This window comes from Streptomyces prunicolor NBRC 13075, from assembly GCF_000367365.1.
GTDB lineage: Bacteria > Actinomycetota > Actinomycetes > Streptomycetales > Streptomycetaceae > Streptomyces > Streptomyces prunicolor.
In genome coordinates this window covers 49,748-65,800 of record NZ_BARF01000028.1, presented here as the reverse complement: position 1 = coordinate 65,800, position 16,053 = coordinate 49,748, and the positions used below count along the sequence as shown (strand labels likewise).

At 70.3% G+C, this 16,053-nt stretch carries 17 protein-coding genes; 5 read left to right on the top strand and 12 right to left on the bottom strand.

Annotation, left to right across the window (positions count from 1 at the left end; translation table 11 throughout):
* Nucleotides 1-1,416 carry a PAS domain-containing protein gene (locus SPR02S_RS12600; protein ID WP_043258250.1) on the bottom strand — a complete coding sequence of 472 codons (1,416 nt, stop codon included), beginning with the start codon at nt 1,414-1,416 and terminating at the stop codon, nt 1-3.
* 153 nt (nt 1,417-1,569) lie between these two features.
* On the opposite strand from SPR02S_RS12600, the gene SPR02S_RS12595 reads away from it, so the two are divergent.
* A complete protein-coding gene (locus SPR02S_RS12595; protein ID WP_019057321.1) occupies nt 1,570-2,184 on the top strand; it encodes a nucleotidyltransferase family protein in 615 nt (204 codons plus the stop codon).
* Here SPR02S_RS12595 and SPR02S_RS12590 read toward each other — a convergent pair.
* A complete protein-coding gene (locus SPR02S_RS12590) occupies nt 2,165-2,629 on the bottom strand; it encodes a GNAT family N-acetyltransferase (protein ID WP_026150470.1) in 465 nt (154 codons plus the stop codon). The two genes, SPR02S_RS12595 and SPR02S_RS12590, sit on opposite strands and share 20 nt — an antisense overlap.
* A 467-nt stretch (nt 2,630-3,096) precedes the next feature.
* Nucleotides 3,097-3,234, bottom strand: a complete 138-nt coding sequence (locus tag SPR02S_RS64825; protein ID WP_019057319.1) for a hypothetical protein — start codon at nt 3,232-3,234, stop codon at nt 3,097-3,099.
* Here SPR02S_RS64825 and iscB point away from each other — a divergent pair.
* A complete protein-coding gene (gene iscB, locus SPR02S_RS12580; protein WP_245607556.1) occupies nt 3,233-4,561 on the top strand; it encodes an RNA-guided endonuclease IscB in 1,329 nt (442 codons plus the stop codon). The two genes, SPR02S_RS64825 and iscB, sit on opposite strands and share 2 nt — an antisense overlap.
* A 280-nt stretch (nt 4,562-4,841) precedes the next feature.
* Here the strand turns inward: iscB and SPR02S_RS12575 are convergent, their stop codons facing one another.
* From SPR02S_RS12575 to SPR02S_RS12565, 3 genes are read right to left on the bottom strand one after another with little or no spacing between them, the layout of a single operon-like run.
* Nucleotides 4,842-5,675 (bottom strand): ABC transporter permease, encoded by an 834-nt coding sequence (locus SPR02S_RS12575; protein ID WP_019057317.1) that lies wholly within the window; start codon nt 5,673-5,675, stop codon nt 4,842-4,844.
* The gene (locus SPR02S_RS12570; RefSeq protein WP_019057316.1) at nt 5,672-6,661 is read right to left on the bottom strand and encodes an ABC transporter ATP-binding protein; all 990 of its coding nucleotides are present in this window, start codon (nt 6,659-6,661) and stop codon (nt 5,672-5,674) included. The genes SPR02S_RS12575 and SPR02S_RS12570 overlap by 4 nt, the downstream gene beginning before the upstream one ends.
* A gap of 3 nt (nt 6,662-6,664) precedes the next feature.
* Entirely contained in the window at nt 6,665-7,486 is an 822-nt protein-coding gene (locus tag SPR02S_RS12565; protein ID WP_019057315.1) for an ABC transporter permease, read from the bottom strand.
* Nucleotides 7,487-7,652: 166 nt separating this feature from the next.
* Here SPR02S_RS12565 and SPR02S_RS12560 point away from each other — a divergent pair, with 166 nt between their 5' ends.
* Nucleotides 7,653-8,552, top strand: a complete 900-nt coding sequence (locus SPR02S_RS12560; RefSeq protein ID WP_026150469.1) for a winged helix-turn-helix transcriptional regulator — start codon at nt 7,653-7,655, stop codon at nt 8,550-8,552.
* On the opposite strand, the gene pdxH is transcribed toward SPR02S_RS12560, so the two are convergent.
* Nucleotides 8,542-9,225 (bottom strand): pyridoxamine 5'-phosphate oxidase, encoded by a 684-nt coding sequence (pdxH, locus tag SPR02S_RS12555; protein WP_019057313.1) that lies wholly within the window; start codon nt 9,223-9,225, stop codon nt 8,542-8,544. The two genes, SPR02S_RS12560 and pdxH, sit on opposite strands and share 11 nt — an antisense overlap.
* Before the next feature lie 172 nt (nt 9,226-9,397).
* Here pdxH and SPR02S_RS12550 point away from each other — a divergent pair, with 172 nt between their 5' ends.
* Nucleotides 9,398-10,510, top strand: a complete 1,113-nt coding sequence (locus SPR02S_RS12550; RefSeq protein ID WP_026150468.1) for a citrate synthase 2 — start codon at nt 9,398-9,400, stop codon at nt 10,508-10,510.
* A gap of 31 nt (nt 10,511-10,541) precedes the next feature.
* On the opposite strand, the gene SPR02S_RS12545 is transcribed toward SPR02S_RS12550, so the two are convergent.
* Both SPR02S_RS12545 and SPR02S_RS12540 read right to left on the bottom strand, forming a co-directional pair.
* Nucleotides 10,542-10,985: a nuclear transport factor 2 family protein gene (locus tag SPR02S_RS12545; protein ID WP_019057311.1), complete on the bottom strand. Its 444-nt coding sequence runs from the start codon at nt 10,983-10,985 to the stop codon at nt 10,542-10,544.
* Nucleotides 10,986-11,050: 65 nt separating this feature from the next.
* The gene (locus tag SPR02S_RS12540; RefSeq protein ID WP_019057310.1) at nt 11,051-12,031 is read right to left on the bottom strand and encodes an aldo/keto reductase; all 981 of its coding nucleotides are present in this window, start codon (nt 12,029-12,031) and stop codon (nt 11,051-11,053) included.
* A 230-nt stretch (nt 12,032-12,261) separates the two neighbouring features.
* Between SPR02S_RS12540 and SPR02S_RS12535 the strand changes: the two genes are divergently transcribed.
* Nucleotides 12,262-13,149, top strand: a complete 888-nt coding sequence (locus SPR02S_RS12535) for a helix-turn-helix domain-containing protein (protein WP_019057309.1) — start codon at nt 12,262-12,264, stop codon at nt 13,147-13,149.
* On the opposite strand, the gene SPR02S_RS12530 is transcribed toward SPR02S_RS12535, so the two are convergent.
* From SPR02S_RS12530 to SPR02S_RS12520, 3 genes are read right to left on the bottom strand one after another with little or no spacing between them, the layout of a single operon-like run.
* Nucleotides 13,126-13,743, bottom strand: a complete 618-nt coding sequence (locus SPR02S_RS12530; protein WP_019057308.1) for a TetR/AcrR family transcriptional regulator — start codon at nt 13,741-13,743, stop codon at nt 13,126-13,128. The two genes, SPR02S_RS12535 and SPR02S_RS12530, sit on opposite strands and share 24 nt — an antisense overlap.
* Entirely contained in the window at nt 13,731-14,465 is a 735-nt protein-coding gene (locus SPR02S_RS12525; RefSeq protein WP_019057307.1) for an enoyl-CoA hydratase family protein, read from the bottom strand. Before SPR02S_RS12525 ends, SPR02S_RS12530 begins: the two co-directional genes overlap by 13 nt.
* A complete protein-coding gene (locus tag SPR02S_RS12520) occupies nt 14,462-16,030 on the bottom strand; it encodes a 4-coumarate--CoA ligase family protein (protein WP_019057306.1) in 1,569 nt (522 codons plus the stop codon). The genes SPR02S_RS12525 and SPR02S_RS12520 overlap by 4 nt, the downstream gene beginning before the upstream one ends.
* Nucleotides 16,031-16,053 lie beyond the last annotated feature (23 nt).

The window sequence follows — 16,053 nt, the reverse complement described above, 5'->3', positions numbered from 1 at the left end:
TCACTTCCCGCCCGCCGCTTCCGCCAGATCCAGCGCGGCCGCGATCCGTACGGCCACGTCCTCGGCGTAGATCGAGTCGGACCGTTCGAACTGGCTGCGCCCGGCGCCCCGTAGGAACGTCACGACGCCCAGCGTCCGGCCCCGGCTGCGCAGCACCGCGCACAGGGCGTGCACGGCGTCCAGGGGCCACTGCCGGGCGCGGGCCCACTCACGGGCCTGTTCCGGCGGGACCGTGCCGATGCTGGCCCGCACGGAGCCGACGCGTTCGACGCACTGCAGGGCGGGATGCCCCTCTCCGTAGCGCACGGGCAGCCCGGCCGCGCCGGTGAGGAGGCTGGGGCCGGGGGCTCCCGTGGGCGTGGCGGCGACCCGGATGAGGCGTACGGCCGTAGCGCGCACCCCGTCAGCATCGTTCAACGATCCGCCCGCGACCCGGTCGACGAGCGCGTGGTCGGCGAAGCCGGCGAGGGCGAAGTCGAGGTGGACGGTCGCCGCGTCGCGCGGGTTCTCGCACTCGGCGGCGGCGCGGGCGGCGCGGTGCAGTTGCTGGGCGCGGAAGCGCAGCAGCGAGGCCTCCTGTTCGAGCTGCTTGGCCTCGGTGACGTCCTGGAAGAGCCAGCCGACGCCGAGCGGCACCGGCTCCTCGGTGAGCGGCGAGGCCAGCCGCAGGAAGCCGCTGCGCCAGCAGCGCCGCAGATTACCCTCCGGCGTCCGTACGCTCACCCAGATCTCGGCGGGCGCGGGCGGCGCGCCCTCGGCGAGCACGTGCGTGAGCGCGGCCTCCAACTCCTCGACCCCTTGAGCGAGCAGCTCCCCGAGGGGCCGCCCGAGCACGGAGGTGCGCCCGGTGCCGAGCGCGCGAGCGGCATGGGAATTGACGACGGCGGGCCGCAGATCGGCATCAACAAGCACAACACCCCACGACGCATCCTCAAAGAGGGCCTCACTGAGGGCAATCGACCTCTCAAGGTCGATCTGGGCATGCACCTCGCTGAAGGCGCAGTAGACCCCGGCGGGCTTCCCGTCGGGCCCGCGCACGGCGGCGGACTGCGTCCGTACGAGCACCCGCCCGCCATCCTTCGTAAGAAGGGCGAACTCATTGACCTGCCGCCCAGGGGCCTGCATGGCGGACATGAGCCGCCCCTCGACCTCCTCGGCGTCCGCACTCCGTACGGCCCACCCGGCCAGCCCCTGCCGCCCCACGGCCTCGGCCGCGGTCCAACCGAGGATGCGCTCCGCCTCGCGGTTCCAGTGCGTCAGCACCCCGTCCGCGCCGAAGGCGCACAGCGCCGCGTCCATCCCGTCCAGCAACGCGGCCAACAGATCGGATCCGCCGACCCCTTCGGGCCCACCGTCCCGCTCGGGCTCGTCGGGACCCAATTCGTCGGTGGTCCCACTACGCCGGGAAGCACTCACCTGGACCCCCTGCAGGCTGCGTCCGCGGACACGACGCGTCGGTTCACTCACTCCCCCTCATTCAACTCGAACGTGACGCAGCACACACTGAGTTCCCGCAAGATTGAAGGAATCGTTGTACGACGCCGCCCCGAGCCCCGGCACACTCGACCGATGCTCGCCCGCCTCCCACTCGACGAACAACTCACCGCGCTACGGACGACGTTGTCCCGCAACGAGACTCTCCTGGAGATCCTCGACCGCACCGCGGCCCTCGACCTCCCGAACTGGTACCTCACCGCGGGCTGCCTCTTCCAAACCGTCTGGAACACGGTCACCGGCCGTCCCCCGACGCACGCCATCAAGGACTACGACGTCTTCTACTACGACGACACGGACCTGTCCTGGGAGGCGGAGGACAGAATGATCCGCGCTGGCCGCGAGGCCTACGCCGACCTCTCCTCCAAGCCCGAGGTCGAGATCCGCAACGAGGCCCGTGTCCACCTCTGGTATGAGCAGAAGTTCGGCACCCCGTGCCCGCCGTACGACTCCGTAGAGGCCGCGATCGACTCCTTCGCGGCGACGACCTGCTGCCTGGCCGTACGCCTCAAGGAGGACGGCGACTGGCGCGTATACGCCCCGCACGGCCTCTCCGACGTCTTCAACCTCGTCGTGCGCCCGAACCCGGTCCAGGCCCCACAAGAGGTCTACGCAACGAAGGCGGCCCGCTGGCAGCAGGCCTGGCCCGAGCTGACGGTCCTGCCCTGGCCTACGCCAGCCGCAACGTGATCCACAGGTCGGTCTCGCCGTCCAGTACGTAGCGCTCGGTCTCCACAAAACCCCGCGCCTCCGCGAACCTCACACCATCCGAGTTGGCGGCCAGCACCACGGTCTCGATCGCCCCGGCACCGAGCGCACGCGCGCGCGTGAGGCCGTTTTCGTAGAGGGCGTCTCCATAGCCCCGCCGCCGGAACTCGGGCAGCACGCGCGCGATGACGGTCACCACGCCGTCCTCCGGAGGACGCACGGTGGAACACCCCACGAGCACGTCCCCCAGGTACGCGTTCTCCAGCCGGTTACGCCCACTCCGCTCCCGCACCTCGTCGAGAGACATCGCGGCGGGCGGCACGATCAGGTTGTGGACGTGGCGCCAGTCCCGCAGCCCGGTCTCGTCTTTCACCGGTTCGATGCGAAGGTCCGTCACCGCTTCACGCTCCACACGCTGTTCTGTCATGGCAGAACGCTAGGTGAGCGGACCGGCCTCTGTGCGCGGATAGCAGGAAGATCGGCTACGCGTTCGACGAATTCGATCTGTTCGCACGAATGGGCGACTTCTGTTGGATCAAGCCCCGAGGGCAGATCTCGGTCTCTAGCGTCGATCGCACACTTCGGAAAGGAGGCCACTCGCTCCCCGGGCATCGATCCGGAGTCCGCGCCGCCGCGGCGGACGGACGCAGAGTGGCCAGCCCCAGTCATCGCGATCGCAGAGATCAGGGAGGTACCCCGATGACTACGTTTCCCGTGGGCGAGCAGACCCACCAGGCCGTGCTTCCTCAGCGGCCTGCTCTGGAATCCGTGGGAGCAGACACCCCTGGGAGCAGGGACGAAACGGCTCACGGACTCCCCGCCACCGCGCGGGGCACCGGCGTGGAACATGGGTCGAGGGGAGACCTACGGGCGCGGTACCAGGGCCCGTCGGCGTCACGCCAAGAGCGCCGCCTCGGCGGCGAAGGCGGCAGAGAACCGGAGCGGTGACGCTCCCGCACACCACCAGTCGTACACGGGCGGAGTCGGCGCGAGCAGGGTCTTCGTGCTCGCCAGGGACGGACGACCGCTCATGCCCTGTCATCCGGCCCGCGCTCGCGAACTCCTGGGAAAGGGGCGGGCCGTGGTCGCCCGGCAGGTGCCGTTCACCATCCGGCTGAAGGACCGCGCGCTCCCCGACTCGGAAGTCGACGGAGTGCAGTTACGCATCGACCCCGGCTCGAAAGGCACCGGCCTCGTCCTCACCGACGAGAAGCGGGAAGCCGACGAGCGAGGCACCGACGTCACTGTCAGACGCGGGCTGATCGCGATCGAACTCCAGCATCGCGGCGATCAGATCCACCTGCGCATGCGGCAACGCGCCGGTTACCGGCACAGACGCCGCTCGGTCAACTACCGCTACCGGGCGCCCCGTTCGGACAACCGTCCTCGTCCCCCAGGATGGCTTCCACCCTCCCTGCGCCATCGGATCGACACCACCCTCTCCCTGGCGACCCGCCTGTGCCGCTACGCCCCCGTCACCGAAGTCCACGTCGAACGCGTCGCCTTCGACACTCATGCCATGGGTGCGGGAAGGCCCCTGTCCGAAGCCGAATACAGGCAGGGCCCACTCGCCGGAACCACCGCCCGCGCCTACCTCCACGCCAAGTGGAACAGCGCCTGTGCCTACTGCGACGCGAGGGGCGTACCTCTGAACATCGAGCACCTCAGACCCCGTAGCCGAGGTGGCTCCCACCGCGTCTCGAACCTCGTCCTCGCCTGTGTCCCCTGCAATGAGGCCAAGGGCAGTACCCCGGTGGAGACCTTCCTCTCCGGCCGGTCCGACCATCTCGCAAGGATCCTCGGACGGTCCAGGGCACCGCTCCACGACGCCGCAGCCATGAACGCGACCCGTTGGCGACTCACAGAGGTACTGGGTGCCCTCGGTAGACCCGTACACGCCTGGTCGGGCGGGCGCACGAAAGACAACCGCAGCGCAATGGGGCTGGCCAAGACACACACCCTGGACGCGTTGTCCGTCGGACGCCTGAACCACGAGAGCGGCGACGCGATCGTGCGGTACCCGGAGCGGGTGCTTGTCGCCAAGGCCACCGGGCGCGGCTCCTACGCCCGCACGACTCCGAACCGGTTCGGCTTCCCGCGGCTTCGCCGGGCTCGTGCCAAGCAGCACTTCGGGTACGTCACCGGGGATCTCGTACGGGCCACGGTGCCCCGCGGCAAGTGGGCGGGCACGTGGACCGGCCGTATCTCCGTCCGGGCCAGAGGGCAGCACAGTCTGACGACGCCGAGAGGTCGCGTGAACGTCTCTCACCGGAATCTGCGGCTCCTCCAGCGGGGCGACGGGTACGGATACGGCGGTCGTCCGGAGCCGACGCCGTCAACATCCCGAAAAAGCAGTTGATCCGTCGCCGACCGGTTCCTAGTGTGTGGTGCACACGAGAAGGGAGGTGGTTCGCCAGATGTATGGAAACCGGACGCGTGAGGTGACTGCGGGCTAACGGCCCGTCGCCACACCCAGTGCGGTGCCGGACCCGCACGTGAGACATGCGTGCAGCCGGCCCAATCTCCAGCAGTCACCCGACCCGCGAGCTCGCCGGTACGTCCGGCCGGCTCCCCCGCTGTGAGGCGGAGGAACCTGAGCTCGCGGGTCGCCTGCGTTTTCGGGGCCGTTTCCGGGGCCCTTATGCGAGGCGCAGTCTGCCCGTTCGTTGGGCGTGGGCCTCGCCGACCCGGAGGATCACCGCCGCCGCCGCGAGAAGCAGTGCGCTCAACAGGGTCAGCCAGCCCAAGGTCGGGGCCAGGGCACCCAGCGTGTCGCCTTCCAGCAGAGCGCCCCTTACGGCGATCAGGCTGCCCGTCAGGGGGAACACCGCGCCCACCACCTGGACCACCGCCGGCAGGGCGAAGTGCGGTAGCCGGACTCCGCTGACGAACCACAGGGGCTCGTCCAGGACCGTGTAGAGGAACGCCGAGTCCCTGGAGAAGACCAGGAGACTGTTCAGGAACGCTCCCCATGCCACCGCGGGGATGAGGAGGGCGAGCACCACGACCCCGTACATCCACCAGGACGCGACCGACAGTGTGCCGAAGCCGAGCAGGGCGGCGGTGGTGAAGCAGGTCAGGAGCCAGGCGTTCTGGAGGAGGGCGCCGGCGCCGTTCGCGATCATCAGGGTGAGGCGGCCCGCGGGGGACAGGAACAGCAACTCCAGTGTGCCCGTGGTGCGTTCGAAGGAGAAGTGCCAGGCCGACTGGACCAGGGAGAAGAAGAAGGCGTAGGCGAGGGTGCCGGTGGCCAGGAAGGCCAGCAGGCGGTGGGGGTCCGCGGCGAGGGGCCAGTGGGCGGCCGCATCGGATGCCGTGGCGACCGGGCGGAGGGTGTAGTAGGTCGTCGCCAGTTGCAGGATCGGCCAGACCAGCATCGAGAAGACGACCAGCGGCTGGCCGAAGAGACGGCGGTGCTGTTTCAGGCTCTCCGCCGCGAAGACGCGCGCCGCCGACCTCGTAGCGTCGATCACGCCAGAACCACCGGCCCCGGCACCGTCCCGTCCGTCAGCGCCAGGATCGCGTCCTCCAGGCTCGCCTCCTTGATCTCCAGGGCGGTGATGGCTCCGCCCGCCCCGACGATCGCCGCCGCCAGCGGGCCCGCCATGTGGTCGGGGCTGCGGAGGGTGAGGATCTCGCCGCCGCCGTCCGCCGGTGTCCGCGTCGCCCCGAAGCGGGTCGCCACCTCGGCGACCGCGGGCGGGACCTGAGGCACCGTGACCCGTACCGTGCCGAGGCTTCCCGTCGCGGTCTTCAGCTCGGCGGGGCTGCCGGCCGCGAGGTGCCGGCCGTCGGCGATGACGTAGACATGGGCGCACAGTTCCTCGACCTCGGCCAGGTAGTGCGAGGTGAGGAGCACCCCCGTGCCCTCGGCCGCGAGCCGGGCGACCACGCGGCGCAGGTCGCGGGCGATCGGTGCGTCCAGGCCCAGGGTGGGTTCGTCCAGGAGCAGGTACGCCGGGTCGTTGATCAGGCCGCGGGCGATGGCCAGGCGTTGGGTCATGCCCCGCGAGTAGCGCTCGACCATGGTGTCGGCGGCCTGGGTGAGGCCGACCAGGGACAGCAACTCGTCGATCCTGGCGCGGAGTTCGCGCTTGGGGACGTCGTAGAGCTGGCCGAAGTACCAGAGGTTCTCGCGGCCGGTCATGCGCGTGTAGACCATGCGTTCGCCGCCGGCGATGAGGTTGATACGGCGGCGTACGGCGCGGGCGTCGGCGACGGAGTCGAGGTCGTCGACGCGGACGGTGCCCGAGGTGGGCCGCAGCAGCGTGGCCAGGATCTTGATGGTGGTGGTCTTTCCGGCGCCGTTGAGGCCGAGGAGGCCGGTGATGCGGCCTGCCGGGATGTCGAGGTCGAGGCCGTTCACGGCGGTCTTGGTGGTGCGCGGGCCGAAGAGGCCGCGGTCGCGGACGGGGAATTCCTTGTGCAGGTCGCGGACCTCTATGCCGGTGTCGGGCATGGGCTAGTACGTCCTTTCCACGGCTCGGCGTTCGAAGTACGGGAGCGTCCTGACGCCGAGCACCAGGTACGCGGCGGAGAGCAGGAGGCTGATGGCGAGGCGGGGGGCGAGGTCGGTGAGGGTGTGGCCGCCGGTGAGGGTGCCGTGCAGGACGTCCATGGCGGCGGTGGTGGGGAAGGCTTCGGCGAGCCAGCGGACGTAGCCGGGCAGGTAGTCGCGCGGGAAGGTGTAGCCGCAGAGCAGGCCCAGGACGATGAAGACGGTGTTCTGGGAGATGTGCGCCTCCCCCGCCGCGATCATCAGGCCGCCGAGGCCCACCGACAGCGCGAACACCGCGACGATCAGGGCGAGCGCGCCCGCCACCGCCCCCGGCGCCGACGCCACCGGGATCGAGATCCCCAGCGCGCCGATGACCACGCCCAGCGTCAGGAACTCGGCGATGCTGCTCAGTACCGCGAACGCCGTGAAGCCGAGCAGATACGGCAGCCGGGTCGCGGGGGCGATGAGCAGGGCGCCGAGCGTGCCCTGGCGTTGTTCGGTGATGAGCGCCTTCGCGGACCAGAGGATCAGCCGGACCGTGAACTGGAACGCGGTGGCGCCGACCGCGAGATACGCGAGGTAGGCGCTCGTACCGCTGCCCTTCGCGAAGTCCGCGCCGGTCTCGCCGCCGCCGATGGCGTGGAAGCCGAGGTAGCCGAGCGCGATGGTGAGCGCGGCGGGCAGGACGGTGCCGACGGCGTACGTCCATGGGTAGGCGCGCCTGGTCATGTGCCAGGTGCGCAAGGTGGTGGCCCGGCCGGTGCGCCAGGCGGTGGCTGTCGCCATCCGATCCCCCGTCGATAATGAGTGAGCACGAGTGAGTCTCCATTGGGAACTCACTTTCCCATCAGGGTTTCTATCGGGAACTGAGCTGGTGGCGCAAGATGGTGGGCAGGATTGACGGTGTCCAGTAGTGGCGAGGGTGTCCAGTAGTGGCGAGAAGGAGGGCGTCTTGGTGCGAGCCGTACCGGAGCGGGACGCGGCCTGTGCGATCGCGCAGGCGGCGGCCGTGATCGGCGACTGGTGGAGCCTGCTGCTGGTGCGGGAGACGGCTCGCGGACACCATCGCTTCGACGAGCTCCAGGAGGAGCTGGGCATCTCCCGCAAGGTGCTCGCGGAGCGGCTCGGGCAGCTCGTCGACAGCGGGGTCCTGGCGAAGGTGCCGTACCAGGAGGGGCCGGTGCGCCACGAGTACCGGCTGACCGCGATCGGGCGGGCGCTGCTGCCGGTGCTGGTGTCGATGCAGGACTGGGCCGACCGCTGGCTGCTGGGCGACGGCTCGCTGACCGCGTCCGCCGAGGGCGACAGCGCGGAGGCCCGCCGGATGGCGGCCCTGCCCGGCACCCGACTGCCGACGCTCACCCTGCCCGCGCACACCGGCGAGGCTCTCGACCCGGTGGCCGACGGCCCGACCGTGCTCTTCTGCTACCCGGCGACCGGCCGCCCCAGCCCGCTGCCGGACGGCTGGTCGGACATCCCGGGGACGGTCGGCTGCACCCTGGAGAACCGGCTGTTCCGGGACGCCTACGACGAGTTCGTGGCCGCGGGCGTCTCGGTGCGCGGAGTCAGCACCCAACGACCGGACGAACAGCGGGAGTTCGCCAAGGCGGAGCGCATCCCCTTCCCGCTCCTCTCGGACGTGGACCTACGGCTGTCCGCGGCGCTGCGGCTGCCGACGTTCCGGGCGGGGCAGCTACTGCGCCTGAAGCGGGCGGTGTTGGTCGTGGACCGGGAACGGGTCGTACGGCACGTGCAGTTCCCGGTGACGGACATTCCGGGGGCGGTGACGGCATCCCTCGAAGTCGCCACCGCCGTACGGGACTTCAGGGACGTCGGGATCTTCAGGGACTGAGCCGCTCCACCCGCCAGGTCCCGTCCGGCTCGGCGACGTAGCGCAGGCGGTCGTGCAGGCGGTTCTCGCGGCCCTGCCAGAACTCGACCGTCTGCGGGGCGATGCGGAAGCCGCCCCAGTGCGGCGGCACCGGGACCTGTTCGCCCTCGGGGTAGCGGGCGCTCAACTCCTCGTACGACGACTCCAGTTCGGCTCGTGAGGGGATCACCGTGGACTGGGTGCTGGCCCAGGCGCCGAGTTGGGAGCCGTGCGGGCGGGTGCGGAAGTACGCGGCGGTCTCGTCGCGGCCGGTGCGGCGGGCGGTGCCGGTGACGAGGACCTGGCGGGCCATCGGGTGCCAGGGGAAGAGCAGCGAGACGTACGGGTTGGCGCCGAGTTCGCGGGCCTTGCGGGAGTCGTAGTTCGTGTAGAAGACGAAGCCCTGGTCGTCGTAGTGCTTCATGAGGACCGTGCGGGAGCTGGGGCGGCCCTCGGCGTCGGCGGTGGAGACGACCATGGCGTTCGGCTCGTAGACCAGGTCCTGGACCGCCGCCTCCTCGAACCAGCGGCCGAATTGCGTCATCGGGTCGGCCGCCAGGTCGTTCGCGTCGATGCCCGCCACGCGGTACTGCTTGCGCATCGCGGCGGGGTCGAGGCGGGGATCACGGTCGGCGGTGGGATCGCGGTCGGTCACATGGTCATCCTGCCGTACGGCGCCGGGGGCGGCGGGTGCGGTCGCGAGTTCGGGTGGCACTCAGTGCCGCAGCCCTCCCCTTGGATGGCACTCGGCGTTATGGTGCTGAGGTCTCTACCTTCGGCCCGCGAGTCCCCCGCGACCGTGGAGCCACTGCATGAGGAGCCGCCTGATGCCCGACCTCGACCCCGGCTTTGTACCTGGACTCGAAGGAGTCGTCGCGTTCGAGACCGAGATCGCCGAACCGGACAAGGAGGGCGGCGCCCTGCGGTACCGGGGCGTCGACATCGAGGATCTGGTCGGTCACGTCTCGTTCGGCAACGTCTGGGGGCTGCTCGTCGACGGCGCCTTCGACCCCGGGCTGCCGCCCGCCGAGCCGTTCCCGATCCCGGTGCACTCCGGTGACATCCGCGTCGACGTACAGTCCGCGCTGGCCATGCTCGCGCCCGTGTGGGGCCTCAAGCCGCTCCTCGACATCGACGAGGAGCAGGCCCGCGACGACCTCGCCCGCGCGGCCGTGATGGCGCTGTCGTACGTCGCCCAGTCCGCGCGCGGGCAGGGGAACGCGATGGTGCCGCAGAGCGAGATCGACAAGGCGCAGTCCGTTGTAGAGCGGTTCATGATCCGGTGGCGGGGCGAGCCGGATCCGAAGCATGTGGCCGCGGTGGACGCCTATTGGACGTCCGCTGCGGAGCACGGGATGAACGCGTCCACGTTCACGGCGCGCGTCATCGCCTCTACGGGAGCCGATGTCGCCGCCGCGTTGTCCGGGGCCGTGGGTGCCATGTCCGGACCTCTGCATGGCGGGGCGCCGTCCCGTGTGCTCGGGATGATCGAGGAGATCGAGCGGACCGGGGATGCGGAGGCGTACGTCCGGCAGGCGCTCGACAAGGGTGAGCGGTTGATGGGGTTCGGGCACCGGGTGTACCGGGCCGAGGATCCTCGGGCTCGTGTACTGCGGCGCACCGCGCGGGAGTTGGGGGCGCCGCGGTTCGAGATCGCGGAGGCGTTGGAGAAGGCGGCGCTTGCGGAGTTGCACGCTCGTCGGCCTGATCGGGTGCTGGCGACCAACGTGGAGTTCTGGGCGGCGATCGTGCTGGACTTCGCCGAGGTGCCGGCGCACATGTTCACGTCGATGTTCACGTGTGCGCGGACCGCCGGGTGGTCGGCGCACATTCTTGAGCAGAAGCGGACGGGGCGGTTGGTGCGGCCGTCCGCTCGGTATGTGGGGCCTGTCACGCGGGGGCCTGAGTCGATCTCGGGGTTCGGGGACATCGCCCACTGAAAGTGGGCCGGCGGGTCGGTGATGAGTGTGCTCACCGACTCGCCCTGGTCCGGGGCGGACGCGGAGTTCGCTGCACGACCCTGGGCTTGTCGAGCATGGAGCCGACGTTGTGGTAGAACACCCGGTTCTCGACGATCTTGCCGTCCTTGATGGTGAATTGCTCGATGAAGTGGGTCAGTTCTCCGGTCGTGACGTCCTTGATGCCGACGCACGCCGCGACGCGGTCGCCGTCGGCGATGGTGTAGTGCACGGTGATCGAGGAGACCTCGATGTAGTTCGGCAGGACCTGGGCGAGGCCGAGGAATTCGTCCTTGCCGTGGTAGGCCTTCCCGAAGGGCAGGAACACCGGCTCGATGACCGCGACGTCCTCGGAGAGAAAGGAAAAGACTCCCTCGACGTCGCCGCGGTTCGCCGCCGCGAACATGCCTTCGACGATCGCGCGGTTCTGCTCGGTCAGTGAGGTGGCTGCGGACATGGCGTTTCTCCTTTGAGGCCTTTGGGGCGAAGACTCTGGGTCCAGTTGGGGCGAGGACTCTGGGTTCAGCGGTCGATCGTGGACTCGTTGAAGTCGTCGTGCCGGGCGCCGGTGGCCGGCGTGAGGGTGTCCAGCCGCCGCAACTGGTCGGCGGTCAGGACGACGCCGTCGGCGGCGGTGTTCTCCTCTACGCGAGCGACCCGTCGGCTGCCGGGGATCGGGGCGATGTCTCCGCCCTGGGCCACCAGCCAGGCCAGCGCGATCTGGGCCGGGGTGGCATCGACCTCGGCCGCGATGTTCCGCACTTCCTCCACGAGCCGCAGGTTCTCGTAGAAGGCCTCGCCGATGAAGCGCGGATTGGTCTTGCGCCAGTCGCCGTCGGGGATCTCCTCCGGCGTGCGGATCTGGCCGGTCAGGAAGCCGTGCCCGAGGGGCGCGTAGGGGACGAGGCCGATGCCCAACTCTCGTAGCAGGGGCAGGAGTTCGTTCTCCACGTCCCGGGTCCACAGGGAGTACTCGGTCTGCAACGCGGAGATCGGGTGCACGGCGTGCGCGCGGCGGATCGTCTCCGGCGAGGCCTCGGACAGGCCGATGTTCAGCACCTTGCCTTCGGCGACCAGCTCGGCCACGGTGCCGATGGTCTCCTCGATGGGGGTGTTCTGGTCGACCCGGTGCTGGTAGTAGAGGTCGATCCGGTCGGTGCGCAGGCGCCTCAGGGAGCCCTCGACGGCGGTGCGGATGTTGGCCGGACTGCTGTCGAACAGGCCGGTTCCGTCCCCGGCGTGGGACAGGATGCCGAACTTCGTGGCGAGGACGGCCTGGTCGCGCCGCCCCTCCAGCGCCTGACCGACGACCTCCTCGCTGTGGTAGGGGCCGTAGCTCTCGGCGGTGTCGATGTGGGTGACGCCGAGGTCGAGTGCGCGATGGACGGCGCGGATCGATTCGGCGTCGTCCAGACCGCCGCCGGAGAGGAGGGTGCCGGCCATGGACATGGCACCCAGGCCGATCCGGGAAACCCGCAGGTTCCCCAGCATCGCGTGCTGCATCAGAGAACTCGTTTCTCGTCGAGAGCGTCGAGGGACGGTGCATCAGAGGGAAGTGGCGAGGACCGACGTCCGTGGCATCCGGGCGCCGATCCCGATCGGCAATCCCGATCGGCAATCCCGATCTCACCGGCACCCAGCCAACATCCGTTCGCCGTATCCCGACAGGCACTGCGAAAAGGGGTACTCACAGGGACCCCTTACGGGACGCGGACCGGGCCTACCCTTGATCCATGGACGAGAAGGAGGCCGCACGGGCGGCGGTCCGCGAGTTCCTCACCACGCGCCGCGCCCGGGTCACCCCGGCCGACGCGGGCCTTCCTCCGCAGGGCACCCGCCGTCGGGTGAAAGGCCTGCGCCGGGAGGAGGTCGCGCTGCTCGCCGGCGTCAGCCCGGAGTACTACGTGCGCCTCGAACGCGGCCAGGCGACCGGACCCTCCGCCGGAGTCGTCGACGCCGTCGCCGACGTCCTGCGGCTGGACGACGACGAACGCGCTCACCTCCGCCGGCTGCTCGCCGCCCTGACCCCCGCGGCCCGCAAGCGCCGCCGCCGCGCGGCGAAAGACCTGGTCACCCCCGGAATCCGGGTGCTACTGGACTCCATGGACCACCTACCCGCGGTGGTCTTCAACGCCCGGTTCGACATCCTCGCGGCCAACACCCTGGGGCGGGCACTCCTCGCGCCCGTGTTCGACCTGCCCGGACGGACGAACAGCGCCCGCTTCCTGTTCCTCGACGAGCCCGGGGCCCGGGACCTGTTCCCCGAGTGGGACCGGATCACGGCCGACACCGTGGCGATGCTGCGGATCGAGGCCGGCCGCCGCCCCGACGACCCGGACCTGACCGAACTGATCGGCGAACTCGCGACCCGCAGCACGGAGTTCCGGACCCGCTGGGCGACCAACGACGTACGGACCGCCCGAGCCGGCGCGAAGACCTTCCGGCACCCGCTCATCGGCGAGATCACCCTGCCCTACGAGACGCTCCGTATCGACGCCGTCTCCAGCCAGATCCTCAGCGTCTACACTCCTCAGCCCGGCACCCCCGAAGCCGACGCGATCCGCCTCCTGGCCAGCTGGAACGGGCTCACCAGGGCATCACCCCAGGGCGTGCTCCAGTAGTGCCGCCCATTGGGCCACCACTCGTTCCCGCCTGCCCCTGTCGTCCGTGAGCAGGTTGGCCAGGCCCAGGCCCCTCGCCATGTCCAGGAGGCCCTGGACCGTTTCGCGCACCCCCGGCCGGGACTCGTCCGCGTCCAGCAGGTCCACCGCGATGCGGTGGGTCTCGCGGCCCACCTTCGCCTCCAACTCCGTCACCCGGGGCCGGAGTTGGTCCTCGTTCGACGCGGCTACCCATAGGTGCAGGGCCGCGCGGAAGAGGGGGCCGGTGTAGAGGTCGACCAGGGCATCGATCACCGCGCGGCGGTTCGCGGCGCCCTCCGGAAACAGGGCGCGGAGGGCCGTGGAGCGTTCTTCCGCCACGTACTCGACCGCCGCCGTGAAGAGGTCCTCGCGGGTCGGGAAGTGGTGTTGGGCGGCGCCTCGGGAGACGCCGGCGCGTTCTGCCACGACCGAGACCGTGGAGCCGGCCCAGCCGTGTTCGGCGAGGCAGGACACGGCGGCTTCCAGGAGGCGTTGCCGGGTGGCCCTGCTGCGGTCCTGCTTGGGTCTGCGGTCGACCGCGCCCGGCGCCGTCGTCGCGCTCACACCACCCATGCGGGATCCCGTCGTTCGAGAAATGCTGTCATCCCCTCGCGGGCCTGCGCGGAGCCGAACAGCCGGGCCGAGAGCGCGGTCAGGTCGGCCGCGTCCCGGTCGAAGGTTTCCAGCACCCTAGCCGTGAGCAGCCGCTTCGTCTCGGCCAGGGCCTCGGGGGCGGATCGGCGCAGGCCGTCGAGGATCGGTGCCAGTGCCTCGTCCACGTCCCCTGCCGCCGCTGTCAGCAGACCTGCGCGGGCCGCTTCCGTCGCGTCGAAACGCTCGCCGGTGAGGTAGTAGCGGGCCAGTGCTCGCGGGTCCGTGCGGGGCAGGAGCGGGAGGGAGATCACGGCCGGGGCGACTCCGATCCGCACCTCCGTGAACGCGAAGGTGGCGGACGTAGAACCGACTGTCATGTCGCACGCGGCGAGCAGGCCCAGGCCGCCCGCGCGTACGTGGCCCGTCACTCTCGCGACCACCGGCTTGGGGAGTTCCACGATCTGGCGGAGTACGGCCACCAGGGCGTCCGGCGGTGGCGGGTCCCGTAGGTCCGCGCCCGCGCAGAACGTGTTGCCGGTGTGGGTGAGGACGACCGCCCGTACGTCGGCGTCCTTCCCGCACTCCGTCAGCGCGTCCGCCAACTCGCTTACCAGGGAAGCCGATAGCGCGTTCCTGGTGTCCGGTGAGTCGAGGCTCAGGGTCTCGATGCCACGCGCGCGTGAACGACCGATCGACGTCATGCGCGGCCTCGCAGTTCCCGGCGCAGGATCTTGCCGGAGGCGGCGCGCGGGACGGCGTCGATGAAGGTGACCATGCGGACGCGCTTGTAGGGGGCGACGCGTTCGGCGACGTACATCAGGACCTCGCTCTGGGAGAGGTCCAGGGCGGTCTGTTGGCGGACCACGTACGCATGCGGGACCTCGTTGTTGTCGTCGTTGTACTCGCCCACGACGGCCGCGTCGGCGATGCCGGGGTGGGTGAGCAGGAGGGCCTCCAGTTCGGCGGGGGCCACCTGGAAGCCCTTGTACTTGATGAGTTCCTTCACCCGGTCGACGACGAACGTCCAGCCGCCGGCGTCCACGTAGCCGACGTCGCCGGTGCGCAGCCAGCCGTCCTGGTCGATCATCGCGGCGGTCTCGTCGGGGCGGCCGAGGTAGCCCTTCATCACCTGGGGGCCGCGGATGAGGAGTTCGCCCGCCTCGCCGATGCCCAGGTCCTTGTCGGGGTCGTCGAGGGAGACGATCCGCATCTCGGTGCCGGCGATGAGTTTGCCGACCGTGCCTGGAGGTGCGGTGGGCATGTCCCGTACGGGGACCACGTGGGTGCCCGGGGACAGTTCCGTCATGCCGTACGCCTGGCCCACAGGCGGCAGGCCCAGGCGGTGCGAGCAGGCGGCGGCGAGGTCCGCGTCGAGGGGGGCGGCGGCGCTGATGATGTATTTGAGGGAGGAGAGGTCGTACTGGGCTACGGCCGGGTGCTTGGCGAGGGCCAGGACTATGGGTGGGGCCACGTAGAGGCCGGTGATGCGGTGGTTCTCGATCGCCGCGAGGAAGGTCTCCAGGTCGAAGCGCGGGAGGACGACGACTGCGGCGCCCTTCCTCAGGGGGGCGTTCATCAGGGCCGTGAGACCGTAGATGTGGAAGAAGGGCAGTACGGCGAGGATGCGGTCGCCGGGACCGGTGGGGACTGCGGGCTCCAACTGGGCCAGGTTCGTGGCTATTTGACGGTGTGTCAGCATCACGCCCTTGGGACTGCCGGTCGTGCCCGAGGAGTACGGGAGGGCCGCGACGTCCTCCGCCGGGTCGATGTCGATCACCGGCTCGGGCTCCGTCGAGCCGAGCATGTCGGCCAGCGAACGGTGTCCGGGCGCACTGTCGCAGACGAATATCTCCTCGACGCCGCCCGCGAGTTCGGCGGCCCGGCGGGCCGCGTCCACGAGCGGTGACACGGTGACGATCCAACGGGCCGCCGAGTCGGTCAGCTGCTTGGCGAACTCCTCCGGTGTCGCGAGCGGGTGCACCGTCGTGACGGAGGCACCCGCACGCGTGGCGGCATAGAACGCCAGCGGGAAAGCGACCGTGTTGGGGCTGTGCAGGGCGAGCACGTCCCCCTTGCGCACGCCCGCCTCCGCGAGCCCGGCCGCGATACTGCGGTGGAACCGGTCCACCTGGGTGTACGTGAGGGTGGTGCCGTCCGTGCCGTCGACCAGCGCGGGTTCGTCCCCGAACTCGGCGGCTCGGGCCAACACCGCGTCGTGGATGGGGAGTTCTACGGCCGGAACGTCTGCGTACTCGCTGCGGAACATGGTTCCTCCTGGCGCGGACTGCA